This is a genomic window from Neobacillus sp. B24 (assembly GCF_055381825.1).
Map to the genome: position 1 here is coordinate 4,463,608 of NZ_AP035777.1, position 24,655 is coordinate 4,488,262.

Consider the following 24,655-nt stretch of genomic DNA (forward strand, 5'->3'; position numbering starts at 1 on the left):
CTCCTTCACGGCCATTTTTCTTAATATTCACTATTTTATCACAATATTGCTAAATTGAATGTAAAAAAAAGAGGGCCATAACTGCCCCCTTCATGTTATTCCTCATATATCATTTTTCGTGTCATCCCGCCATCTACGACCAAATTTATACCGGTGACAAAATCATTTTCTTTGGCCGTCAGGTAAAGGCAGGCTCGGGCAATATCATCTGGATTTCCCACCCGCTTAGAGAAATGCTGCTCGTGGTCAATGTCTTGAAGCTCTGACACATCGCCGGTATGAATCCAACCAGGAGAAATGGCATTAACAGTAATCCTGTCCTCCCCAAGAGTTGCCGCTAACGCATGCGTCAATGCGGCAATACCTCCTTTGGTGGCAGCATAGGCTTCAGAATTCGGCTCCGACATCAACGCCCTTGTTGAAGCAATGTTTACAATACGACCGCCGTCAGGATTTTTCCGCATAAGCTTGGCTCCTTCACGGGAGCATAGAAAGACACTGCGCAAATTTGTATTGATGACGTTATCCCATTGTTCAAGTGTAAGATCATAAAACGGAGTAAACTTGCTGATTCCGGCATTATTGATTAAAATATCCACTTTTCCATATGTACTTTCAGTCACCTTTACTAATTGAATGACATCTTCTTCGCGGCGGACATCTGTTTTTACGAAAATGGCTTCACCGCCGCTTTCACGGATTTCGCGGGTAGTCCGTTGGCCTATTTCTTCCTCAACATCGGCGACGACCACTTTACTGCCCTGTTCACCATAGGCTCTCGCAACACCACGGCCAATTCCGTTCCCGGCGCCGGTTACAATAACGACTTTTCCTGAAAAGTTCATCTTACTCTCGCCCTTTCCTTAAAAGAATTCAGTATAACCATATTTTACGGCAACTCTGTCCTTAGATGTAATAAATCAATGTAAATCTGAAAAAACTAACCTAGCGATGATTTTAAAAGGAGGGTTATTATGGGCGAAAAATGCTTTTACTGTACTGACGAACTAGATGAAAGCCAGCGACATTTTGTAACCTTTGTTTCCTCGAACCAGGAAAGAGACGAAACCCTTTGCCCTGATTGCTATCAAGAGTGGCTGCAAGGATTAAAAGGCTAAATATTAAAGTAAGCAACAGCAGTATGCATAGTCTATTTTTTCGGGTATGTATACTGCTTATTGGAGTGTTGTAGAGTTGTCCATAAAGAAAAAGCTTCCGCTATTATTCTGTTTACTTGTTTTTTTCATATTGTTGGTGAATAATACCCTTCATTATTTTCGTTCGGAAAATAAACTTTGGAATAATAATAATCAACAGATTTCCATGATGACAGAGGAAGTCTCTTTCCAAGTTCAAAATACAAAAAAAGGCTCGTTATATGTGGAAAATATTCTTGGCAGAAATCTGCGAATTGCCTGTCTTGCCATCAGAGAAAGACTACCGCCCCGCTTTCAGGACATATCCAATGATCAATTAAAAAGATTAGCTGCAGAAGTTGGTGTCTCTCACATCACTTTATTAGCGAAAACGGAAGATGACATTATCGGAGTCAAGTCCTCCGACCCCGATGAAATTGATATGTCAACCAAAGGTTGGGGCTACTGGTATGATGCCTTTCAGCAGCTTTTTTCCTTAAAGCCTGTGACTGTGAAGAAAGGCATCACTCTTCCTAACTATTGGTCGGGGCCAATCGAAATCGCCTCCTCTAATCCGAAACACATTGATAAATGGGGCTATTATTTCGATGGAACAACCAATTATATGATTAATCCCTATTTCCGGGACAGTGAAGTGTTGGAATACGAGGACCGGTTTGGGCCCGGAAAAATTATCAAAGACTTTACCAAGGAAAAAGGGATTTTAGAACTCACTGTATTTAACCCGAAGAATTTCGGGAAAGAGGAAGAAATTGTCTATTTGAATGGAAATAGTTATATGCGCATTTCTGCCCGCCCTTATTGGTACGGCACTTATAACTATAAAAACTATGACAAAGATACCAAATTAATTAGACAGGCAATCAGCTCAAATCAGGTTCAGACCTACAAAACCGAATTAAATGGCAAATACGTTATGAAAACATTTTTGCCTGTATTGGACAGAGAAGACACGCCATTTGTCATCGGTCTTGTATATAATTATGACCTTATAAAGCAAGAGCTCGATCATGAGTTAAAAGTACATATCTTTCTCTCCATTGTTATTATGTTAATCGTGCTCATTATCAGCTTTATTTTTTCCAGTTCAATCACAAAGCCAATTGGCTATATCGTTGAGAAAGTGAACGAAATCGCTGCGGGCAATTTCGGAAAAAACCTTCGTTTAAAACGAAGAGATGAGCTTGGAATGCTTGCAGAAAACGTGAATGCATTATCAAACCATTTGTACAATTATGTAACCGACCTGAAACTAAGCAGGGAACTTATTGAATATCAGGCAAATCACGATCCGTTAACAGGGCTGCATAACAGAAGGTATCTGCAGGAAAAATTGCCGGTGATTATCACTCGGGCAGAACATTCCAGAGAAACTTTATCCGTTTTATTTTTAGACATGGACCGCTTTAAACATGTAAATGATTCGTTTGGACACTCCCAGGGGGATGATATCCTAAAAACAGTTGCCATCCGTCTTAGGGAAAGTCTTTCTACAAAAGAAAATGAGCATGTCATAATCAGGCAAGGCGGCGATGAGTTTATTATTCTATTAACCAACGTCACATTGCAGGAAACGATAGAATCTGCCGAAAGAATTATTTCCAATTTAAAAAGCCCATATTATATTAACGAGACAGAAATCTATATGGGAACCAGCTGTGGGATCAGCCTTTATCCCGAGCACACAAAAAATATTGAAAAATTGATTATCTATGCAGATTCTGCCATGTATGAAGCAAAGAAACTTGGCGGCAATAAGGTCCTTGTTTATTCTGAGCAGTTACGGAATACAAGTATTAAGAAACCCAAACTTGAAGCACGGCTGCGGAAAGCAATTGAACATGAGATATTAGAGGTCTATTATCAGCCTAAGGTGGATATGCGGAGCGGCACCATCATCGGGGTTGAAGCATTATTGAGGTGGACAGATGAGGAACTGGGGTTTGTGTCCCCCGAATTGTTCATTCCGATTGCCGAAGAGACGGAATTAATTCAACCCTTATGGGAATTTGTGATGAAAACTGCCTGCAGTCAAGTAAGCAAATGGAATAGAACTCGTCAAACCCCTTTAAACATATCTGTCAACTTTTCTGCACGTCAATTTCAAGAACCGTTTACTATGGTTAAGCGGGTGGAAAGGCTGCTTAAAGAGGCCCAATTAAATCCAGCAGATTTTGAGGTTGAAATTACCGAGAGCATCTTGGTGAATAACTCGACAGAGATTGTCCAATCTCTCCATACGTTAAAGAAAATGGGAATTTCTATTTCCATCGATGATTTCGGCACAGGCTACTCATCTTTAAGTTATTTGAAAAACCTGCCCATTAATGCCTTAAAAATCGATAAATCGTTTATTCAGGATATAAAAGAGGATTATAGCAATTCTGAAATTGCTGAAGCGATCATCAATCTTGCTAAAAGCCTAAGGCTGATGGTTATTGCTGAAGGAGTAGAAAAGGAATTTCAGAAGGAGTTTCTCTTGTCTAAAGATTGTTTTTATACGCAGGGTTATCTGTTCAGCAAACCTTTGAATAAAGAAGATTTTGAGGCAATACTAAAAAATGCTTAAGGGCAGCAAATAACTGCCCCTTTTTTAATTACTAACGAATCGTTCAGCTGGTTTTACAGTACTTCCGGTATAATCAATTTTGAGCCATTTAACGTTCATGGCTGGAAAGTTGCTTTGTAATGCTGATGTCAAGCTTTTACCATTTCCTTTTTCAGTAAAGCACAACACCGTCGGACCCGCTCCGCTAAGAGCGCTGCCGAAAGCACCATACTCTTTGGCTGCCTGTTCAACTTCCTCATAAAAAGGTATAAGCGGCTTGCGATATGGCTGGTGAAATCGGTCACGTGCCATCATTTTTCCTGCTAACACCCAATTTTCGCTTAACAGCGCTGCTACTAACACATTTGCCGCAGAGGATGCCTGAATGGATTCCTGCAAACTGAAGCTTTTCGGAAGCACTCCGCGTGAATCCTTGGTTAATAAAATTTGTTTCGGGATAACGGCAGCCATTTCAAACGAAACATCCGTAAAGGACAGCATGTCTACTTCATCTTGTTGATAACTGCCAATAACTAGACCACCATATAGGGAAGCCCCAACATTATCAGGATGGCCCTCCAGTTCCGTTGCCAATAGAAGTTTAGCCTGTTTCGTTAAGCCCAGGCCGCCAACAGCATCCGCAAGCTCTATTCCAGCAATAATCGCCGATGCACTTGAACCAAGCCCGCGTGCCAATGGAATTTCACTTTCCATTTTGACACGGCATGGCGCCAGAACCCTTCCGTATTTTTCAGCTATCCTGATAGCAATTTCCGCGATAAAATGCTTGTCATCATTCGGGAGGCCCTTCAGTTCCTCTGTGTCAGTATAGAATTCCCAACGGTCACTCTTCTCCACTTTCAGGGTCAAATATAAATTCACTGCCAGTCCCATTGAGTCAAATCCTGGCCCGAGATTGGCAGTGCTTGCAGGGACCGTGATTTTAACCCTATTATTCAGCGGCATTGCCGACAACCCCTTGAATATGCTGTTTTACAGCTTGCTCATCGTTAGGCAGCTGTGTCGGCTTAACTAAGCTGCTTTCAATCGCCGTATCCGGGTCCTTTAAGCCATTTCCAGTAAGGACAGCAACTATTTTAGTCCCTTGGGCAATCTTCCCTTGCTGCCAAGCTTTATAAACACCAGCGATGGAAGCACAGGATGCCGGTTCTGCAAAAACTCCTTCAGATGAGGCCAGCTTCTTGTAGGCCGCAATTATTTCCTCATCGGTAACTTCATCAAACTGTCCATTGGATTCCTGCACGGCATTGACCGCCAAATCCCAGCTCGCCGGGTTACCGATTCGAATTGCAGTGGCTATAGTTTCTGGATTCTCAAACACGCGGTTATGGACGAGCGCCGCCGCACCAGCAGCTTCAAAACCAAACATTTTTGGCAGCCCGGTTTCCTTTTTCTCGTTGTACTCTTTAAATCCTTTCCAGTAAGCACTGATATTACCAGCATTGCCGACTGGGATTGCCAAAATTCCCGGGGCAAAGCCAAGCTGATCGCATACCTCAAAGGCAGCCGTTTTCTGGCCCTCAAGCCGGTAAGGATTTACCGAATTGACAAGGGTAATCGGCTCTGTCTCGCTAATGTTTCGAACCATTTTCAATGCCTGGTCAAAGTTCCCCTGTATCGATATAATTTCGGCTCCATACATCATAGCCTGCGCCAGCTTGCCTAGGGCAATTTTTCCTTCCGGAATCACAATGATGCATTTCAATCCTGCTCTTGCCGCATACGCAGCTGCAGCAGCCGAAGTATTCCCAGTAGAGGCACAAATCACAGTTTTACTGCCCTCTTCAATTGCTTTGGCAACAGCCATAACCATCCCGCGGTCTTTAAACGAGCCGGTAGGGTTGGCGCCCTCCACTTTTACATAGAGCTCAATCCCCCATTCCTCGGAAAGCCGCTCCAGCTTGATTAGCGGAGTATTCCCTTCATTCAAAGTTAACTTCGGTGTCTCATTCGAAATAGGTAAATATTCTTTATAAGCTTCTAATAATCCTGGCCATCTTGTCATAATGATTTCCTCACCACTCTATATGCACTTTTTATTTCCTTCAATGAAGGTAAGTCATTTAATTCTTGCAGTATTTGATCGTAATCCGTTAGTGAAGCCTTGTGTGTAACCAAGACAATTTCAGAAACCTCATTTTTCTTAACTGGGAGCTGAAGTATTTTTTCAAAGCTGACCCCATGTTTGGCAAAAATAGAGGTAATTTCGGCAAACACGCCGACTTCGTCCTGAACGTGGAGACGCAGAAAATACTTCGAAAATTTCTCACTGTTATCTTTTAATTGTTTAGGGTATTGCGGGGTAACCGCACTTTTGCCGTTTACACCGAGACGCAAATTTTTCATGACGCCGACGAGGTCGGAAACAACTGCTGTCGCCGTCGGCAAACTGCCGGCACCCGGGCCGTAAAACATGGTTTCACCAACAGCCTCGCCATAAACATACACAGCATTGTATTCATTTTGTACAGATGATAGCGGATGGTTGTTTGATAGAAAGGTCGGGGCTACACTAACCTCCACTTTTTCTCCTTCACGGTGGGCATAACCAATTAGTTTCATCGTATATCCCAGCTGACTGCCATAGTTGATATCCTCTTCAGTCACCTTCGAAATCCCGCAGACTTGCACATCCTCCAAATCGATATGCATGGAAAATCCCAACGTTGCCAGGATGGTCATTTTTCGGGCAGCATCCAGCCCCTCCACATCTGAAGTCGGATCAGACTCTGCAAAACCAAGAGCCTGTGCTTCTTTGAGTACTTCATCATAGGAGCGTCCTTCATTGCTCATTTTCGTTAATATATAGTTGGTCGTACCGTTGACGATACCCATCATTTGGGTAATCCGATCGGATGCTAGTCCGTCGACCAAACCTCTTAAAATTGGAATTCCACCAGCAACGCTTGCTTCATAAAATAAATCACAGCCATACTCAGAGGCAACTGTTAATAACTCAGACCCATGCAGAGCCATTAAATCCTTGTTGGCCGTTACAACATGCTTACCTTGGCGAAGAGCTGTGAGCAGATAGTCCTTTGTAGAATGGATGCCCCCCATTACCTCGATGACCACATCGATTTCTGTATCAAGTAAAATTTCATCGGGATTTGATGTTAATAGTTCTGGCTCTACTTCAACTATTCTAGTTTTATATAAATCTTGGACAAGGATTTTTTTAATGACAATCGGACAGCCGACCTGGTGCATCAATTTGTCCTGATGGTTCTTGATAATTTGGACAACACCCGATCCGACAGTACCTAAACCTAATAATCCTATCGAAATTGCTTTCACAAGATTCCCTCCAATCTCATTTGTCTCCCTGACGCGAACAAATGTATTTCTGTTGTAGACATTATAAAGTTGTTTGATTATTTTTACAATAGTTATATTTATTAGTTTTTACCTGTAATCGCTTACTCCTGCATCATATCAGCGTTCATAATATTCAGCAATTTTTATCGCTAGAAAAAGGAGAAATTTTTTACACTTTATCCCTTTACAAGTCTGAAGGTGAGGTTGTAGAATAAACCCTATATTCATTTGATTTTTGAAAGTTCCGCCAATTTGCGGTATTCTAAAGACAAAAGTAATGATGAAGACGGCATTAAGAAATGGCCTCAGAGAACCGGTGGTTGCTGCGAACCGGTGCCAAAGCTTATCACGCCCAGCCCTTCTGAACTGGCTGCTGAAACTAGAGTAGGCATGCCCGGTTAAAACCGTTACATTTCCCAAAGGCCGTTAGTACTTGACGGCAAAAGAGGGTGGCACCACGTTTTTCCACGTCCCTCATAACACGACCACTATGTCTGTTATGGGGGACGTTTTCATTTTATTTAGGCAAAACAATTTGAGAGGATGAGTTTAATGTTACTTGACCAACAGTATTTATTTGCTCCCGGACCGACACCGGTGCCCGATCGTGTGAAAAATGCTATGAATCAGCCAATGATTGCCCACCGCGGCCAAGAGTTCCCCAAGTTACTTGAAGATGTCTCCACCCGCCTTATGCCTGTTTTCGGTTCCGAAAATCCTGTGGTTGTTCTTGCCTCAAGCGGAACATCAGCACTGGAAGCTGCTGCTGTAAACGTGATAGAGGAGGGAGACGATGTCGTTGTTATTGTCGCCGGTGCCTTCGGTGACCGGTTTGCCTCCATTTGTGAAACATTCGGTGCAAACGTCCACCGCCTTGAGGTTGAGTGGGGGAAAGCTTGCCAGCCTGACCAGCTGGAACAATTTTTAACAGGATTGCAGAAGGATGTTAAAGCTGTCATTGCCACCTACTGCGAAACTTCAACCGCTGTCCTTCAGCCAATTAAAGGTCTGGGTGAAGTTGTGAAAAAAGTAACGAATGCCTTATTTATCGTCGATGGCGTCAGCTGCATTGGCGCTGTACCAGTCGATATGAAAGACTGGCAGATTGATATTTTAGTATCCGGCTCACAAAAGGCATTGATGCTGCCGCCAGGGTTGGCATTTGTCGCAGTAAATGATCAAGCGAAGCTGGCAATTAAGAACTGCAAGACAAAACGGTTCTATTTAGATTTAAACCGTTACATGGCTTCGTATGACAATGAACGGTCTACTCCGTTTACACCAGCTGTATCGCTGATTTACGGAGCGCAGGAAGTTTGTAACATGTTCGATGAGGAAGGCTTTGAGAACGTAATATTGCGCCATCAGCTTTTGCGCGATATGACCCGTGAAGGTCTTAAGGCAATCGAGGTTCCGCTGTTAACCTCAGATGAGGATGCATCCCCGACTGTTACGGCAGTGCGTACAATTGGCGAGCCTGCCAAACAAATGAAAAAGCTGTTGAAGGATAAGTTTTCCATAACCGTCGGCGGTGGTCAGAAGAAGTTAAAGGGTGAGATTTTCCGCATCGGCCACATGGGCTATTGCACTCCATTTGAGGTATTAAAAGTGCTAAGCAGCATCGAAATGACCGTTAAGTTTTTAGAAGGAAAAGATGTATTGGGCGTAGCGGTAAAAAGAGCACAGGAGGTATGGAGCGAAAATGTATAAAGTATTAGTAACAGACGGAATCAGCCAAACGGGTCTACAAAGCCTAATTGATCACCCAAATTTTGTGGTTGACAGGCAGCCAACTTTGCCAGTTGAGGAATTAAAAAGTATTATCGTAAACTATGATGCTTTGATTGTCCGCAGCCAAACGAAAGTAACTGCGGAATTGCTTGAAGCAGCTGGACGTCTGCGTGTGATTGCGAGAGCTGGTGTCGGAGTTGATAATATTGATGTCAGTGCCGCAACCAAAAAAGGGATTATTGTCATTAACGCACCTGGTGCCAACACGATTGCGGCAACGGAACATACATTGGCAATGATGCTGTCATTGGCGCGAAAAATCCCCCAAGCCCATCAGAAAACGGCTGGCGGCGAATGGGATCGCAACTCGTTTAAAGGTGTCGAGCTTTATAAGAAAAATCTCGGTGTTGTTGGAATGGGTAAAATTGGAACGGAAGTGGCCAAGCGGGCAAAAAGCTTCGGCATGAACATTTTAGGGTTTGACCCATACTTAACTGAAGAGCGGGCAAAAAAACTCGGCATTACCAAGGCAAGCCTTGATTTAATCGCAGCGGAAGCTGACTTTATAACCATTCATACACCATTAACCAATGATACCCGCGGGATCATTAATGATGAATACTTAGCAAAAACAAAAAAAGGCGTCCGGTTCGTTAACTGTGCCCGCGGCGGGATTATCGACGAAAAGGCGCTAGTACGAGCGATTAAGGCCGGGCATGTTGCCGGTGCAGCACTCGATGTGTTTGAAAAAGAGCCGGTGGCTGACCCGGAATTGCTGAGTAACCCAAACATTATTGTAACCCCGCATCTTGGGGCTTCTACCGTGGAGGCACAGGAAAAGGTTGCTGAAGAAGTCAGCGCGGAAATTATTGAGATTTTCGAAAAGCAGTCGATTCAAAATGCAGTCAATATGCCGCAAATGTCTGGCGAAACCCAAGCAAAACTGCAGCCATATTTACTGCTTGGCGACCAAATGGGCCAGCTCGTGGTTCAGTTATTGAAGAAGCAGGCTCCTGGTAAAATCGAAATCAATTATTATGGTGATTTAATTGATGAGGATACTGAGCTATTGACGCGGACACTCTTAAGAGGAGTGCTGTCCTATCATTTAAGTGATTCTGTTAATCTCATTAACGTTCTTCATTTATTGAAGGAGCAAGGCGTTTCGTACAATGTCCAAAAGAATGCCACTAATAAAGGATTTGCCAACTATATGGAGTTGGCGGTATCCCAAGGTACAGAGACTGCACGCATCGGAGCAACTGTCCTGAACGGTTATGGCGCCCGGATTGTGAAGATTAATCAATACCGCATAGATGTCAAACCGGAAAAATATTTGTTGTATATTAGGCATACTGACGTTCCTGGCATGATCGGTAAGGTTGGGTCCTTGTTAGGAGACTACTTAATTAATATCGGTACGATGCAGGTTGGCCGGACCGAAGTCGGCGGGGAAGCGATAATGGTGCTGACGCTTGATAAAGTGTTGGTGCCTGAAGTTCTACGTAAGTTGACGTTAATCGACGGTTTGGAGGAAGCTTCGTTCCTCGAGGTCTCGAATGTGGATACGTTTGAACCTGGGCGGATGGAGCAGGAGAAGATAGAGAGTGTTTAATGATTGTAAAGCGGGCCGCACCTGTTGAGGATGCGGCCCGTTTTTCTTTGTAGAGTTTTAAACTTCTAATAATATTTCCTGTGTATGGATGGTCTTCGGACATTTTGGTGCCTTTGCAGGGGCGTTTTGTCCGAAGTTAGCCTGACTTCGGACGTTTCACCTCTTGTTTCAACTCGTTTTGTCCGAAGATAGCTCGACTTCGGACACTTCACCTCTTTTTTCAGCTCGTTTTGTCCAGATAGCTCGACTTCCGACACTTCACCTCTTTTTTCAGCTCGTTTTGTCCGAAGATAGCTCGACTTCCGACACTTCACCTATTTTTTCAGCTCGTTTTGTCCGAAGCTTGCTCGGCTTCGGACATTTTATCACTTTTCTCAACTTGTTTTGTCCGAAAGCCGGTTAATGAAGTTCCAGCCTCTTCAAATCCAACACAGAATCTAAAATATAGTCCGACTCATGCTTTTCAAACTCACTTCTTGCATCCTTTCCTGACAAGCCGGTTAGCACTGCAGCAAACTGTGCTCCCATCTGCCTTGCCGCCAGAAGGTCTGCGAGTGAATCTCCGACGATAAGCACTGATTCCCCATCTTGTATTGGAAGTTTCATATTTAAACAATCCGAAACAGTTGGTTCCTTTCGATGGAGTCCCATTATGTAAGTATATGGATGCGGTTTTGACAATGATGTCCCCTCTGGAAGCTGCTCTTCCGCCCGCAACACATCATCAGCCGTGACAATCCGCTGTTTATCAAAATATCGTAACCAATCCAAATGCTGAAACGGCTGCAACGTTTCCAGCTCCGGTCTGCCTGTGCCGATACCAATCTCTAATCCAGAGTCTTTCAAGAACTGAAAAAGCTCAGCAACATCCTCTTTTGGTGCTAGAGTCGTTTCATTTGCTAGAAAGCCCTGTTTTCCAGTCTGTACGGATGGTTTTCCAGTGGAAGCAAAGATATTTTCATCGCCCACGTACCACTCTTGAGAAGCATGCTCACAAATCGACCACAACTCACCTTTTTCAAAAACTACAGTCTCTACCCCAAGCTTCTCCTTGGCAAGCACATTCAAGTAGCTTAATAGCCCCTGCTTTGTCGCATCACTTTGCTCAAAATCTGCCACAAACAACTCAAAATCCAGCTTTACCGGATAATTGCTCAATACCCTGCCCATCTCCAATAATGTTTCACGATTGATTGGTGCCTGACACCATTTTCTAATATTTTCAAACTCCGTATCTTTGATTTGTGATAGGAGATGGATAAGTTGGTGAGCGAAAGTTAAATAGATCATATCCCAGTTGGCGTTTAGGCCGCGTGATTTTTGCAGTTTTAGTATCTTGTCGCTATCGAACACTAAGTCTCGTATTTCTTTAATTTCCTCATCACTGTAAGCTGTCTTAAATTTTTCAGGTGATAACGCCAGATAATTGCAGCTAATCAGCAATTCCCAAACTGTTAATGCGGAAGCATCAAAGTAGCGTTCCTCACTTAACAGTACCCCGTCAACATCAAATAATATTGTCTTAATCAGCTCTTCCACCCTCTTTTACAATCTACTTTTATACTGTATCGTAACACAGCGCCAAGTTCTATTAAAGAATATAAACACAAATATTTGTTTTGCGGATTATGCATGTTCACGCGAAATAACCCGTTTATATCGACCAACCCTGGATGAACTCGAGTTCACCTAACCGCAATTTTTAACCTTAATTGTGTTATGGAAGAACCACCGGTTAACTGTTAAGGAAATCATAGAACGCCTTTATTTGGACAACGGCACATTGACACCGATGCTTAAACGGATGGAGGCAACGGACTTATTAGTAAGGGTACGCGCCAGTGATAATGAGTGGAAGGTTTTTATTGCACTTACAGAAAAGGGGATTCCACTTAAGGAGAAAGCTCTGGCATTATCTAAAAAGTGTGTCCGTACTTTGGGCTGTCACATGGTGAGTACAAGGATTTGATTTTTAAAATGCATTAATTAATTGGCAATATGCAAAAAGTAACGTGATCATAAATGAGATGAATTCATTGGAGCATACGCTAGAGCACCAAACGATGCCAAAATGAAAGCTGCTTTCCCAAGCGGAAATAGGCCTTTTACAGCGTAGCATGGTTCAAAAGCCCTTATACTAACCGATGAAACCCAGAAAAAGCTTGTGCAAAATGCAATAAAACCCAACATGTTTATATCCAAGGTTGTATTTGGATTTATATTTGGAAGCGAAGCATATTGATAGTGAGCCAGCTAATCATGCCTCAATTGATTCTATTTTAACTGTTATGAAGAACCCTTAAAAAAACAAGCCATGCATACGGATAGCCTGTGCACGGCTTGGACTTGAAATAAAATATGCTAAAAATCAAATTTCTCAACGGTGTTTCTCATTTTATCTGCTTCTTCAGTCAACTGGACAGTAATATTCTCAATTTCAGACATAAGATTACATTGATGTGAAATGTAATCGGTAACACTTTCACTTGAAACGGCTGCTTCTTTGGCTACCTGAGAAACTATATTCACTTGTGATGTTGTGTCTTCAATTATGCTCATCTGATCATTTACATATGAAGAAATTTCATGAATTTTATCAATGATTGATAATGATACTTTTTCCATTTCAATAATATCATTACTCGCCTTTTTTCCATTTTGTGACTCATTTATGGTTTGCTTGCTTAAAGATGTCATCCTATTAGCTACTTCTTCTACTTCCATTTGGATATTTCGGATAAAGTCAGAAATTTCTTTAACAGATTCAGCACTTTCATCCGCTAAATTTCGAACCTCATTTGCTACTACTGCGAAACCTTTTCCATGCTCACCGGCACGAGCAGCCTCAATACTTGCATTTAAAGCTAATAGATTCGTTTGATCTGATATTTCTCCAACAATGGCAATTACACGGTTAATTTCTTCAGCATAATTTTTAAGCTTTATGACCGAATTAACGGATAATTGGCTTTCATGGGAAACTTTATTTAACCCTTCTACTATAGCTCCAACAGATCCAACTGTAGACTCTAAAGTGCTATGCATCGTATTTGTAAAAGCTCTCGTATCGTTAGCTTTTTCCTCAATTATTTCTGCAATTTCCTGCAGAGAGTTTAAAGTATTTACTGTAGTTTCAATTAGCATTTCAGTTTTTTGTGTCCCTCTATCTATTTCTTCGATATTATCAGATACATTCTTTAGGGAAGCGTTAGCTTCAATAGTTTTATGCGATACTAAATTAACTGTGTTTTTGGCAATATCAGAATTATTGTCTATTTCCTTCACTGTTTGTCGCAGATTTTGCAACATTTGATTAAAAGCGTTTGTTAATGAGCGCAGCTCGTCATTTGATTTCGGGACAGGAAGATCTACTTTAAGGTTACCGCTTGCCGCAAGCGTCACATGCTCCTCCATCCTTTTAAGTGGTCGAGTAATATACAAAGATGCTACATACCCTAGTACCCCACACCAAAATACACCCAGTAATAAAGTTAAAATAACTATGACATTGAATGATAGATTGGTAATTTTAGATATGTAATCCGAAAAAGCAAATATTACAAAAGCACTTATTGAATAAGTAATTAGAGCAACAGTGGTAACTCCCAATACCAATTTTTTTTGAATGCTAAAGGTGACTTTTTTTTGTTGTCCCATCAAATCTCCGCCTTTTCTCATACTCAATTTAGCTATCTCTTTAAATTCCCATTACTATGTTAGCATAAGAAACGAGTCAATAGTCCCTATTTTCTTTACAATTAATTGAAAATTATTGTATTTAAATTCAAGAATTTTGAGCAAAAAAACAGTGGTATTCCATGGTTGGAATCCACTGTTTAAAATCTTAGTATATTTCATTATTTCAAAACGGTAAATTAAGTCCATTAAACCAAAGTCTCCAGAAACTCATTAACTAGGAATAGGGAACAATCTCAACTGTAATCGTCAAAGAATCGAATACACTCAGTGCTGCCATACCCTGTGGCAGGAGCGAATGTCCGGCTAGAAAATAAGTTTTCATAGTAGTCACACTACCCTTTGATCAGCGACTCTTCAAACGGCCAGGAAGGCAGCATTTTACGCAACGGCTTATCCTCGCGATAGCCTAAAGCATATTCACCTTGCATAATCGTATGAATTTCTCTAGTTCCTTCATAGATTACCGGTGCTTTGGCGTTACGCAAATAACGCTCAACGGGGAACTCGTTGGAGAATCCGTAGGCCCCGTGGATTTGCACAGCATCATTGGCAGCTTCATAAGCGGCGTCACAGGAAACCCATTTCGCCAATGACGTTTCCTGCGTGTTACGTTTTCCGTTATTTTTCAACCAGCCTGCTTTATGAACTAGCAAACGAGAAATTTCAAGGTTGGCAGACATTTTCGCGATCATTTGCTGCACGAGCTGATGTCGCCCAATTTCCTTACCAAATGTTTTTCGCTCTTCGCAGTATTTAACGCTCGCTTCAAGCGAAGCCATAATTGTTCCACATGCACCTGCTGCGACCGTGAACCGGCCATTATCGAGGGCGGACATGGCAATTTTAAAGCCCTCTCCTTCATACCCTAATAAATTCTCAGCAGGAACTTTTACATTATCTAAAAATACTTCCCCCGTATTACCCGCACGAATCCCGAGCTTGCCCTTGATTGCTTTTGTTGACACGCCCGGAAAAGTTCGCTCCACAATAAAGCAAGAAATGCCGCGATGGTTAGAGGCTGGATCTGTTTTTGCAAAAATTAAGAAGTTGTCGGCAACATCACATAAAGAAATCCATGTCTTTGAGCCGTTCAACACATAATAGTCGCCAGCCTTTACTGCCGTTGTCTGCATCGCCGCCACATCAGAGCCGGCGTTCGGTTCCGTCAAGCCAAAGGCACCAACCTTTTCACCCTTCGCTTGCGGCACTAGGTACTTTTGTTTCTGTTCCTCTGTTCCCCACTGCAGCAGTGTCATGCTGTTTAGTCCGGTATGTACCGAAACGGCCGTACGGAAGGCCGTATCCCCGCGCTCTAATTCTTCGCAAACAATCGCCAGCGTATTATAATCCATACCGACGCCGCCGTATTCCTCAGGAATGCAAACTCCCATTAGCTGCAGTTCTGCCAACCGCTTCAAAATCCCCGTTTCAAAATGTCCTCTTTCATCCCATTCCTTAATATAAGGGTTAATCTCACGATCTACAAATGACCTGACAACCTTGCGTACGCTCTTCTGTTCCTCTGTAAATGAAAAATCCATCATTTCCCTTCCTCCCTATAAAACTTAATCTTAATCTCTCACTAATTGGTATTCTATCTGAAAATTCAAAAATCCTCCCAAAACTATTGAAAACTAAAAAAGCCAATGAAACCATTCAATGAGATAGACTCACTGAAAGTTTCACCGGCATATATTAGTACTTATTGCTTCATTAAAAGGACCAAACAAATTCAAAATTCACCACTAAAGAGATTAATCCAAACCTATTGAAATATATTTAACTTCTAAAAACTCTTCAATTCCAAAGTGCCCGCCTTCGCGGCCAATGCCGCTTTCCTTGTAACCGCCGAATGGAGCTTGGGCAACGGATGGCAGTGCATCATTCAGTCCGACAATCCCGTACTCCAACTGCTCAGTAATTCTGAACGAACGACTTAAATTTTGGGTATACACATAGGCCGCAAGCCCGTAGTTAGAGTTGTTGGCCCGTTCTATGACTTCCTCTTCGGTTTTAAATGTTGAAATAGGCGCCAGCGGGCCAAAGATTTCATCCTTCATGCATTCCATTCCATCATGAACATTTGTTAAAATGGTGGGTGCATAGTAATAGCCAGTTTCATCAGCGGGTTTGCTCCCGGTGTAAGCGACCTTTCCACCCTTGGAGAGCGCGTCCTTCATCAATTCTTCCACCTTAGAACGGGCACTTTCGTCAATTAATGGGCCGATATCGACGCCTTCATCAAGGCCATTTCCGACCTTTAACTTCTCCAATTCGACCTGAAACAATTTCGTAAATTCTTCCGCCACACTTTCCTGTACATATACCCGATTAGTACAGATACAGGTTTGTCCGGCATTACGGAATTTTGACTGTACAAGGCCAGCAGCAGCTTTTGCCAAATTAGCATCGTCCATCACGATAAATGGTGCATTGCCGCCTAGCTCAAGCGAAACCTTTTTTACGGTTTCTGCAGCTCCACGCATCAATATTTTGCCGACCTCCGTTGATCCGGTAAAGGTAATTTTTGTTACCCGGGGATCCTTCAGCCAAACATCACCGATTTCCGATGACCTTCCTGTTACAACATTAAGCACTCCGTTTGGAATACCTGCTTCATGAGCGAGTTCCGCCATTTTCAAGGCTGTCAGCGGTGTTTGGTTGGCCGGTTTTACGACTGCCGTACAGCCGGCAGCAAGCGCCGGGCCAACTTTCCTAGTAATCATTGCCGCCGGAAAGTTCCACGGTGTGATCGCGGCAATAACTCCAACCGGTTCCTTGCGTACTAAAATTCGTTTATTTGGGTGCGATGCCGGAATAGTTTCACCGTAAACTCGCTTTCCCTCTTCCGCAAACCAAGAGATAAAGCTATTGGCATATTGAACCTCTCCAAGGGCCTCTTTTAATGGCTTACCTTGTTCCAGCGTCATAATTCTGGCAATTTCATATTTGTTTTCATCAATTAACTGGTGCCACTTTATCAGCAGTTGATAACGTTCTTCAGCGGTTTTTTTCGACCAGGTTTTAAATGCTTTATGAGCGGCATCTACTGCTTGTTCGGCTTCAAAAGTACCACCTGTTGGCACCGCTCCTAAAACCTCTTTTGTTGCGGGGTTGATGATTTCAGTAAAAACTTCATAATCATTGCCAACCCATTTTCCATCAAGGTACATTGGATAAATTTGATATTTTTCTTTCACAGCGTCTAATTCAACCTCCCCTGCCGGAATGGCCGTATTGTAAAAACTTTTATAAGAAATAGGCTATAAAATACCTAGATAGAGGGCTTTATAAGCAAAAAAATTGCCACCCCCTGAAATCTAAGGATAATTGAGGTTACCACACACCCAACAACCTAGATTAAGGAAGTGACAAGTTGTACCCTCAAATTATAACCTATTTATTAACTTTTATTAAGTACCAAGAACAAATAATTCGAACATTACTTACCCTTCTTATTGGGAAGGGGATGTTTGAAAAGCCTGAGGAAAAACCTGTAAATAAACCTTATCGTAAACTCCAGGTGGATGATCTTCCGATCATCGAAACCATTCAGAAACTTGATTACCGAAGCCTCCTAACCGAATACCTGGAGAAGAACGGTAAACAACTAAAACCTGTTCAAAGGCGTTCGAATACAAAGGCATGTGTGCCCAAGTCAATGAAATGTCCGCAGTGTGGTGCTCCAGCGGATTATCTTTATGCCAATAATGGAGGCAAAGGACAGTTTCAATGTAAGGTGTGTGCCTGTCTTTTCAATGATAAAAATCGCTATTCGAAGGAGGCTATTTTGAAGTGTCCTCATTGTTCTAGGACCCTTGAGAAAGTCAAAGAGCGAAAAGACTTTGACGTGTACAAGTGTAAAAATAATGACTGTTCCTACTACCAGCAGAAACTGAATGGCATGTCTGCGAAAGAGAAGAAACAGTTTAAAAAGGATCCACAAGCCTTTAAATTAAGATATATCTTCCGGCAGTTCCACATTGATTTTCAGCCATTGTCAAAGGCTTCTCCTAAGAAACCAAAGGTTGACTTGGCCAGGCTTTATGTGTCGCCACATACATTGGGGCTTATTTTAACCTATCACGTTAACTATGGCCTTTCGGCCCGGAAGACAGCTGCACTCATGAAAGATATCCATGGTGTTTCTATATCGCATCAAAGCATTTTAAATTACGAGAACGCAGTTGCATTAATCCTTAAACCTTACGTAGACCACTATCCCTACGAGCTTTCTGATCAGTTCTGTGGGGACGAAACCTATATTAGGGTTCAAGGTCGTTGGCATTACTTGTTCTTCTTCTTTGATGCGGTAAAAAAGATCATTCTGTCTTATCCAGTGTCAGCAAATCGAGATACAGCGACAGCAATCCGTGCCATTGATGATGTCCTAATGAAATTTAAAGAGATTCCGGAAGATCTTACATTTGTGGTGGACGGCAATCCGATATATCTCTTAGCCCAACACTTTTACGCCCAGCATGATATTCACTTTGACATTACTCAGGTCATTGGGCTTACCAATGAAGATCCTGTATCAAAGGAGTATAGGCCTCTCAAACAAGTGATTGAAAGACTCAATCGCACATTTAAGGGCAATTATCGCTCAACACACGGGTTTGGGTCCGAACATGGGTCTGTTTCGTTTGTGACGCTTTTTGTGGCTTACTTTAACTTTTTACGGCCTCACTCAGCGTTAGAAGGTAATGTGCCAGTGGTTAATCCAGAGCTCTTACTGCGACCGAATATGCCTGCACGCTGGACTAAATTAATAGGTTTAGCTCAAGATTGGATCATTGAACAAACAGTCTAACTTTTTGTTTAGCAGAGCCCTTGAACCCACTAGCAACCGGCGAAGCGAACTCTTGACAAACCGAACTTGCCAATGGTTTAAAATGGAAATACCAAGGGCTATTTGGCATGCCTTCTTTTTGTCCCCGTCGCCCTTGATAAAGGAATCTCAAACCATTGGCGTGTTTGTCAAGAGCGGTTGCGGGGCCGACGCACCCAATATGTGGAAAGGAACCTAACCCCTTAAGGAGTTTTCATAGAACTTTTGACACTACCGGAATGGCAAAATCCTTCTGATATACGGCTTCTCTTTACTTCAGTGTCCCCATAAAAGCCTCTTGTAAAAGATATGATTCCTTGTCATATATCATAACATTAAATCTGGAATTAGATAAATGACTTGCCTGCACCAAAAAGGGTCCAAAAAATAATGCCTAGAAATGAAAATAGCAGTTCAATTCCTTGATTTGGAATTGAACTGCTATTTTGTACAATATTATCTAGCAAAAGTATGATTACCAATTGTTATCGTGACAGGGCGTGATTTAATCCAGTTGCTTTGCGCAGTTCTAGGATTGTAGAAGTATAAAGAACCGTTGCCCTGACCGCTGAACGCTAATGCTTCATTAACAGCACGCTTTGATTCTGCATCCGCTGCTTTATTAATTTCTCCATTTTGAACCGGAGTAAATGCATAATGACCGTATTCATATTGATAAACTACACCGCGTACAGTGTTTGGGAAATCTGCACTTTTCACACGGTTTAAAATCACTGTTGCCACCGCAACCTTTCCGGCATATGGCTCTCCAACGGCCTCAGCGCGAACAAGTCGTGCCATTAATTCTTTATCAGCTGCAGAAAGTGTTGAGTATGGCAAAATGATATTTTGGCCAGCGATAAGTGGCTTATTATTGTTTGCACTCATTAAATTCTTAACAGGGACACCGAAACCCTTTGCTATATTCCAGTATGTCTCACCCGATTGCACCTTATGTGTCGTTCCCGCAGTTGCGGCCTCTGTTTTTTCAGTTAACGTAAAAGCTGACATTGATAACATTAATCCCGCTGCAATCACTAGTTTTTTAAGTTTGTTCATTTTAAAACCTCCTAGTTTTCGTCGCTCGTTTTCTCTACAACTAAGGCTATCAGTTGTAACATACTTATTCATCGTCCAATAAATGGCAGTATCTATAAAGCTATTAAAGTGACTGATTTAAAGGCGTTTTTCTACCGATTGGAATTTTTATCCGCCATAAGATTTTTAATAAAATATGGTAGTACTGGTTGATTTAGGTGCGTTTGTTACAAACTTTATCAGCTTGTAATATTGGAATTTACATATTAATCCAGAAGTTTTCACCGAATTGACAACTATTTCCTCGGATTCGTAAAGAATCCCTCGAAAATCTTGGGTAAAATATAGAAGAAGAACGATTAAGGAGGATTTAGAATGCAAAATCAATTAGTAGATGTACTTAACAAACAAATTTCCAATTGGTCAGTCCTTTACATGAAGTTACATAATTATCATTGGTACGTAACTGGAGGACACTTCTTCACGTTACATACTAAATTTGAAGAGTTTTATAATGAGGCGGGTTTACACGTTGACGAATTAGCAGAACGCTTGCTAGCAGTTGGCGGCAAGCCTGTAGCCACTATGAAAGAGTGCCTTGAAATATCCTCTATCAAAGAGGCAAATGGAGCAGAATCTGCTGACGAAATGGTGCAGTCACTCACTAACGATTTCTCCATTCTCATCGGAGAATTAAAAGAAGGCATGAGCCTTGCAGAGGAAAATGATGATGAAACAACCGGAGATATGCTGCTGGCAATTCATTCAGAACTTGAAAAGCATGTTTGGATGCTGAAAGCGTTCCTTGGAAAATCTGTTCATTAATTAATTAAAGTCCAACCCAAAAAGTTGGACTTTTTTTGCTTAAAATTATTGCATAGTTAACTTTTACCATAGCCATTTGAATATAGTATTGTGTCGATTAAAACGATATCGCCCTCTGTTTGAACTGCTTCTTTAAGCATTCCCTCAAATTCTTGCAAATTCGCTGGCCGGATTCCTTTTACACCAAAACTATTTGCCAATTGGACAAAGTCCGGATTGGTAAAGGTAACACCATAATGCTCCCCAAATTGCTGCTCCATCTTTTCGACTTCCAGCTTCAGCATCGAGTCATTCAGCAAAATAATCACAATGGACAAACCTAACCGTCGGGCTGTTTCGAGCTCCGCAAAATTCATTAATGCTCCTCCATCTCCGGTAATACAAATTACTGTCTTCTCGGGAGCGGCTAATTTTGCTCCGATTGCCCCTGGAATCGAGAGGCCCATTGAGGCAAAGCCATTGGAGATAATTAACTGTTTTGCATGTTTAGGCTGAAAAGTGCGCGCTATTGAAACCTTATGGGAGCCAACATCGGAAATGACTATTGTCTTGTCGGTTAAGACCATTTCAACAACATGAAGGATATTTTCAATTGATAGTGAGGAGTCGTTCCCCACACCTTCCATTATGGAATAGGATGTTTGAATTCTGTTCTTTAAGTCACCAGAAGGTATCCAAGGTTTCGGAGACAGGTCATTACTATTAATAAGTTTAAGGGTCTCGTTCAAATTTCCAACCAATTCACCATGAACAGGATAATACTCATTAACCTCTGCAGCTTTCGTATCAATATGAAGAACTGGCACCTTTTTCTTATTCCAATGGTATGGCGGGCTTTCCACCAAATCAAATCCAATTGCAACCAATAGATCCGCCTCTTCCAATCCCTTTAATACATAATCTTTTTCACTAAAGCCCAATGTATAAAAATTTTGGAGATGATTTTTCGGTAAAATGCCTTTTGCCATAAAGCTGGTTGCAACAGGTGCCCCTAACTGCTCAATCAGCATATGAACTACCTGAATCGCCCCCTGCCGGATGACTCCGTTCCCAATAATCAAAAATGGCTGCCTGCTATTCTCTAGAAGTTCAAGGGCTTTGGTTAACGCTGTACTGCTTGGAACACTTTCAGGTACCCTGGTAACCGGTAATGGGGCAGTCGTTACAGTCTCCGCTGCGATATTCTTTGGTATTTCAATTAAAACAGCACCGGGCTTTTCTTCAGTGGCAAGTTTAAATGATTTCCGGATAATTTCTGGAATCGTATTGGCTGCCTTTACTTGGACTGACCACTTCGCAGCAGGTTCAAAAATCCTTTGAATATCAATATATTGGTGGGCATTTTGATGCTGTTCCTCCAAACCCGATTGACCCGTTAACGCGATAACCGGTGAATGATCTAAATTGGCACTTCCCACACCTGTTAACAGGTTAGTTGCTCCAGGACCAAGTGTCGCCAGACAAATCCCCGGTTTCCCTGATACCCGGCCATATACATCCGCGATAAACGCAGCGCCTTGTTCATGACGTACAGGAATGTATTTAATTTGTTCAGAGGTTGAAAGCGAATCAGCCACATCCACAACTTCAGAACCAATTATTCCAAAAATATACTCGACACCTTCATTTTCTAAGCATTTTATTAGTAAGTCAGAAGCTTTCATGGTTGACCTCCTATCTACTCCTATTATTTACCTAATTTATTATCGAGACACAGGGACTTTTAACATAAACCTAAAAAACAGCAAATATAATGGAATATCCGTGTTTATTGGAGGGGGATAAAATGGTTTATCAAGGATTGGGCGAACAAGAAGTTAACAACATGTTTATTGCCCCTGAAAGCTTTGCAGCACCTCCTGAATCATTATCAGAACAAATGTTTATTGAGCGATCATTAACCGAAAATAAATTTTGGCTGCGGATCATGAAAGAACATTCCTATTTTTTAGGTGAAGGTTTTAATCGGAAAGACAAACATTTAATCCAACAAACAGACCGATTCTATTACTACTTCGCGGAACAAGAAAAACGAGCGCATCAAACACCTAATAACGTAACCGCCGTTCGCAAGTTGAATGAAGATACTATTCAGCTTGTGCTAGGGTTACGAAATTTCAAACGAAATCTGCTTATTTTAATTATTAATTGCAAGGTAATGGGCTTTAACTTTCCGCTTTTGGTCGATCATATTGCTCGAGAAGCAGAATATTTTATGAGAACGTTAAAAAAATTAAACGATGGAATTCTCGACCCAATCCAAGATGCCATTATTAAGGAAAATGTGTTCTGGCTGAAGATTATGATGGAGCATTCACGCTTTATCGCTTCCTTGCTTGACCAGTCGGAGCGAAATTTAGTGATTACAGCAAGGAAATTTGGGGATGATTTTGAGGTTCTCCTCAATCAAGCGAGAGATGTTGAATCGATGCTGCTAAAGAAAAATCCTACTTACCCGATTATCGGGAAAATGAACAAAGACAGTGAAAACGCAACGCAAGAGCTGCGCGCCTTCAAACAGGCCGGGCTCGACTTTATTAAAACCTGCCAGATCAGAAATGTCATTGACCCATTATTAGCTGACCATGTCGTGAGAGAAGCAGACCACTTCCTACAAATTATTAAAGTTTTAGAAGGTCGATTAAAAGTAAAGCAGCAGGAACTTCATAGGTAAAAAAAGAAGAGACTATCGCCATGATAGTCTCTTACTTTTGTCTCCGTGCAAGAATAAACATGCTAAGTGTAATGATTGTAAACGCAACCAATGCCAGTAAAGGAATGGTGATAAAGCCAAGCCAGTTGATATAGTCCTTTGAGCACGGAACACCGTAGCTGCACATTTCGAATTCCTGTAATGCCGGTACCTTTTGCAGTAACGTATGATAACCCGATATCAGCAACCCGATGATCGATAATGGAAGTACATACTTAGAAATCCCACTGTCATTGCGATAAACAGCAATGCCTAGAATAACCGCCAACGGGTACATAAATATCCGTTGATACCAACAAAGCGTACATGGGATGAAATGCATGACTTCACTAAAATACAGGCTTCCTAGCGTGGCAATAATCGCCGCAATCCAGGAAAGAAGCAAGGATTTATTCATGTTATTTCCCCTTTGCAGCTTCTTGAACCATCGCTTTAAGATCATCCATTGATTGTCCAGTGAACATTTTGCCATTAACAAAAAGTGTCGGTGTTCCGGTTACACCTAATTTCGAAACAGTATCCATGTCCTTTTGCCAGGCTTCATGTGATTTCTTATCACGGAAGTTACTCACAACCTTGTCCACTTCCTCCGCACTGGCAACTTCCTTGAGAACATCCGTCAAAAATTGTTCAGTGTATAAATCAATTTTTTCATACTTGGTATCCTCCGGCTGCTTTTTATAAAGAAGCTCGTGGAATTCCCAAAACTTATCGTTCCCCAATTCTTGAAAAACAGACTCGCCAAATTTGGCTGAACGCTCCGAATCCACATTGATGAATGAATCATTCATAAAGTAAAACTTGGCCTTCCCTGTATCTACGAACTCTTCCAGAATAACCGGCACAGAGGATTCTGCAAAGTTTTTGCAGGCCGGGCACTTGTAATCACCAAATTCTACAATCGAGACTGGTGCGGACTCCTCGCCTAGGAATGGCTGGTTGCTGTAATCAATTTCCGATGTTTTTACAGCTTTCTCCTCTTTTTGTTTATCAGAATAACTGTTTAAAAAAATAAGACCCAAAACACCTACTGCAATTAATCCAACTACCCAAAAAACAAACTTAGAGGATGAACCATTATCTTTCTTTTTATTATTGGCCATGATCAAACTCCTTTAGCGAAAATTAACTATGTATACTTTAAATATACGTAATTGAT

General features: G+C 41.8%; 20 protein-coding genes and 1 other annotated feature. Of the genes, 8 read left to right on the forward strand and 12 right to left on the reverse strand.

Annotated features, from left to right (window positions below; genetic code table 11):
* Positions 1–95 precede the first annotated feature (95 nt).
* Positions 96–845, reverse strand: a complete 750-nt coding sequence (locus ACZ43M_RS22225; RefSeq protein WP_464504687.1) for an SDR family NAD(P)-dependent oxidoreductase — start codon at positions 843–845, stop codon at positions 96–98.
* A gap of 129 nt (positions 846–974) precedes the next feature.
* On the opposite strand from ACZ43M_RS22225, the gene ACZ43M_RS22230 reads away from it, so the two are divergent.
* Both ACZ43M_RS22230 and ACZ43M_RS22235 read left to right on the forward strand, forming a co-directional pair.
* A complete protein-coding gene (locus tag ACZ43M_RS22230) occupies positions 975–1,118 on the forward strand; it encodes a hypothetical protein (protein WP_464504688.1) in 144 nt (47 codons plus the stop codon).
* Positions 1,119–1,194: 76 nt separating this feature from the next.
* On the forward strand, positions 1,195–3,726 hold the full coding sequence (locus tag ACZ43M_RS22235) for a bifunctional diguanylate cyclase/phosphodiesterase (protein WP_464504689.1): 2,532 nt from the start codon (positions 1,195–1,197) through the stop codon (positions 3,724–3,726).
* 24 nt (positions 3,727–3,750) lie between these two features.
* Here ACZ43M_RS22235 and thrB read toward each other — a convergent pair whose 3' ends face one another.
* The 3 genes from thrB to ACZ43M_RS22250 are packed head-to-tail and all read right to left on the reverse strand — an operon-like array spanning position 3,751 to position 7,023.
* Positions 3,751–4,671 carry a homoserine kinase gene (thrB, locus tag ACZ43M_RS22240; RefSeq protein ID WP_464504690.1) on the reverse strand — a complete coding sequence of 307 codons (921 nt, stop codon included), beginning with the start codon at positions 4,669–4,671 and terminating at the stop codon, positions 3,751–3,753.
* Positions 4,658–5,731, reverse strand: a complete 1,074-nt coding sequence (gene thrC / locus ACZ43M_RS22245; protein ID WP_464504692.1) for a threonine synthase — start codon at positions 5,729–5,731, stop codon at positions 4,658–4,660. Before thrC ends, thrB begins: the two co-directional genes overlap by 14 nt.
* The gene (locus tag ACZ43M_RS22250; RefSeq protein ID WP_464504693.1) at positions 5,728–7,023 is read right to left on the reverse strand and encodes a homoserine dehydrogenase; all 1,296 of its coding nucleotides are present in this window, start codon (positions 7,021–7,023) and stop codon (positions 5,728–5,730) included. The genes thrC and ACZ43M_RS22250 overlap by 4 nt, the downstream gene beginning before the upstream one ends.
* A gap of 289 nt (positions 7,024–7,312) precedes the next feature.
* Positions 7,313–7,522 (forward strand) — a binding site (T-box leader).
* A 74-nt stretch (positions 7,523–7,596) separates the two neighbouring features.
* On the opposite strand from ACZ43M_RS22250, the gene ACZ43M_RS22255 reads away from it, so the two are divergent.
* Positions 7,597–8,754: a pyridoxal-phosphate-dependent aminotransferase family protein gene (locus tag ACZ43M_RS22255; RefSeq protein WP_464504694.1), complete on the forward strand. Its 1,158-nt coding sequence runs from the start codon at positions 7,597–7,599 to the stop codon at positions 8,752–8,754.
* Positions 8,747–10,390, forward strand: a complete 1,644-nt coding sequence (gene serA / locus ACZ43M_RS22260; protein ID WP_464504696.1) for a phosphoglycerate dehydrogenase — start codon at positions 8,747–8,749, stop codon at positions 10,388–10,390. The genes ACZ43M_RS22255 and serA overlap by 8 nt, the downstream gene beginning before the upstream one ends.
* A gap of 399 nt (positions 10,391–10,789) precedes the next feature.
* On the opposite strand, the gene ACZ43M_RS22265 is transcribed toward serA, so the two are convergent.
* Positions 10,790–11,929, reverse strand: a complete 1,140-nt coding sequence (locus tag ACZ43M_RS22265) for an HAD family hydrolase (RefSeq protein ID WP_464504697.1) — start codon at positions 11,927–11,929, stop codon at positions 10,790–10,792.
* A 175-nt stretch (positions 11,930–12,104) separates the two neighbouring features.
* Between ACZ43M_RS22265 and ACZ43M_RS22270 the strand changes: the two genes are divergently transcribed.
* Positions 12,105–12,359: a transcriptional regulator, SarA/Rot family gene (locus ACZ43M_RS22270; protein ID WP_464504698.1), complete on the forward strand. Its 255-nt coding sequence runs from the start codon at positions 12,105–12,107 to the stop codon at positions 12,357–12,359.
* Positions 12,360–12,751: 392 nt separating this feature from the next.
* Here ACZ43M_RS22270 and ACZ43M_RS22275 read toward each other — a convergent pair whose 3' ends face one another.
* The 3 genes from ACZ43M_RS22275 to ACZ43M_RS22285 all read right to left on the reverse strand — a co-directional run bounded on the left by ACZ43M_RS22275 (position 12,752) and on the right by ACZ43M_RS22285 (position 17,262).
* On the reverse strand, positions 12,752–14,068 hold the full coding sequence (locus tag ACZ43M_RS22275; protein WP_464508090.1) for a methyl-accepting chemotaxis protein: 1,317 nt from the start codon (positions 14,066–14,068) through the stop codon (positions 12,752–12,754).
* A 353-nt stretch (positions 14,069–14,421) separates the two neighbouring features.
* Positions 14,422–15,630, reverse strand: a complete 1,209-nt coding sequence (locus ACZ43M_RS22280; RefSeq protein WP_464508091.1) for an acyl-CoA dehydrogenase family protein — start codon at positions 15,628–15,630, stop codon at positions 14,422–14,424.
* Positions 15,631–15,843: 213 nt separating this feature from the next.
* On the reverse strand, positions 15,844–17,262 hold the full coding sequence (locus tag ACZ43M_RS22285; protein WP_464508092.1) for an NAD-dependent succinate-semialdehyde dehydrogenase: 1,419 nt from the start codon (positions 17,260–17,262) through the stop codon (positions 15,844–15,846).
* Positions 17,263–17,465: 203 nt separating this feature from the next.
* Here ACZ43M_RS22285 and ACZ43M_RS22290 point away from each other — a divergent pair, with 203 nt between their 5' ends.
* The gene (locus tag ACZ43M_RS22290; protein ID WP_464503290.1) at positions 17,466–18,902 is read left to right on the forward strand and encodes an IS6 family transposase; all 1,437 of its coding nucleotides are present in this window, start codon (positions 17,466–17,468) and stop codon (positions 18,900–18,902) included.
* A 474-nt stretch (positions 18,903–19,376) separates the two neighbouring features.
* Here the strand turns inward: ACZ43M_RS22290 and ACZ43M_RS22295 are convergent, their stop codons facing one another.
* On the reverse strand, positions 19,377–19,979 hold the full coding sequence (locus ACZ43M_RS22295; protein ID WP_464504699.1) for a cell wall hydrolase: 603 nt from the start codon (positions 19,977–19,979) through the stop codon (positions 19,377–19,379).
* Between the two features lie 354 nt (positions 19,980–20,333).
* Here ACZ43M_RS22295 and ACZ43M_RS22300 point away from each other — a divergent pair, with 354 nt between their 5' ends.
* Positions 20,334–20,783, forward strand: a complete 450-nt coding sequence (locus ACZ43M_RS22300; RefSeq protein ID WP_464504700.1) for a Dps family protein — start codon at positions 20,334–20,336, stop codon at positions 20,781–20,783.
* A 56-nt stretch (positions 20,784–20,839) separates the two neighbouring features.
* Here the strand turns inward: ACZ43M_RS22300 and ACZ43M_RS22305 are convergent, their stop codons facing one another.
* A complete protein-coding gene (locus tag ACZ43M_RS22305) occupies positions 20,840–22,447 on the reverse strand; it encodes an acetolactate synthase large subunit (protein ID WP_464504701.1) in 1,608 nt (535 codons plus the stop codon).
* Between the two features lie 122 nt (positions 22,448–22,569).
* Between ACZ43M_RS22305 and ACZ43M_RS22310 the strand changes: the two genes are divergently transcribed.
* Positions 22,570–23,457 carry a DUF2935 domain-containing protein gene (locus tag ACZ43M_RS22310; RefSeq protein ID WP_464504703.1) on the forward strand — a complete coding sequence of 296 codons (888 nt, stop codon included), beginning with the start codon at positions 22,570–22,572 and terminating at the stop codon, positions 23,455–23,457.
* Between the two features lie 31 nt (positions 23,458–23,488).
* Here ACZ43M_RS22310 and ACZ43M_RS22315 read toward each other — a convergent pair whose 3' ends face one another.
* The gene (locus tag ACZ43M_RS22315; protein ID WP_464504704.1) at positions 23,489–23,893 is read right to left on the reverse strand and encodes a disulfide oxidoreductase; all 405 of its coding nucleotides are present in this window, start codon (positions 23,891–23,893) and stop codon (positions 23,489–23,491) included.
* A gap of 1 nt (position 23,894) precedes the next feature.
* Positions 23,895–24,599, reverse strand: coding sequence for a DsbA family protein (locus tag ACZ43M_RS22320; RefSeq protein WP_464504705.1), 705 nt, complete (start codon positions 24,597–24,599; stop codon positions 23,895–23,897).
* Positions 24,600–24,655 lie beyond the last annotated feature (56 nt).

Coding starts and splice junctions, on each gene's coding strand:
- ACZ43M_RS22225 (WP_464504687.1), bottom strand. CDS start 845: ATGAACTTTTCAGGAAAAGTCGTTATTGTAACCGGCGCCGGGAACGGA.
- ACZ43M_RS22305 (WP_464504701.1), bottom strand. CDS start 22,447: ATGAAAGCTTCTGACTTACTAATAAAATGCTTAGAAAATGAAGGTGTC.
- ACZ43M_RS22275 (WP_464508090.1), bottom strand. CDS start 14,068: ATGAGAAAAGGCGGAGATTTGATGGGACAACAAAAAAAAGTCACCTTT.
- ACZ43M_RS22230 (WP_464504688.1), top strand. CDS start 975: ATGGGCGAAAAATGCTTTTACTGTACTGACGAACTAGATGAAAGCCAG.
- serA (WP_464504696.1), top strand. CDS start 8,747: ATGTATAAAGTATTAGTAACAGACGGAATCAGCCAAACGGGTCTACAA.
- ACZ43M_RS22295 (WP_464504699.1), bottom strand. CDS start 19,979: ATGAACAAACTTAAAAAACTAGTGATTGCAGCGGGATTAATGTTATCA.
- ACZ43M_RS22300 (WP_464504700.1), top strand. CDS start 20,334: ATGCAAAATCAATTAGTAGATGTACTTAACAAACAAATTTCCAATTGG.
- thrB (WP_464504690.1), bottom strand. CDS start 4,671: ATGCCGCTGAATAATAGGGTTAAAATCACGGTCCCTGCAAGCACTGCC.
- ACZ43M_RS22280 (WP_464508091.1), bottom strand. CDS start 15,630: ATGGATTTTTCATTTACAGAGGAACAGAAGAGCGTACGCAAGGTTGTC.
- ACZ43M_RS22315 (WP_464504704.1), bottom strand. CDS start 23,893: ATGAATAAATCCTTGCTTCTTTCCTGGATTGCGGCGATTATTGCCACG.
- ACZ43M_RS22255 (WP_464504694.1), top strand. CDS start 7,597: ATGTTACTTGACCAACAGTATTTATTTGCTCCCGGACCGACACCGGTG.
- ACZ43M_RS22285 (WP_464508092.1), bottom strand. CDS start 17,262: ATGTACCTTGATGGAAAATGGGTTGGCAATGATTATGAAGTTTTTACT.
- thrC (WP_464504692.1), bottom strand. CDS start 5,731: ATGACAAGATGGCCAGGATTATTAGAAGCTTATAAAGAATATTTACCT.
- ACZ43M_RS22310 (WP_464504703.1), top strand. CDS start 22,570: ATGGTTTATCAAGGATTGGGCGAACAAGAAGTTAACAACATGTTTATT.
- ACZ43M_RS22320 (WP_464504705.1), bottom strand. CDS start 24,599: ATGGCCAATAATAAAAAGAAAGATAATGGTTCATCCTCTAAGTTTGTT.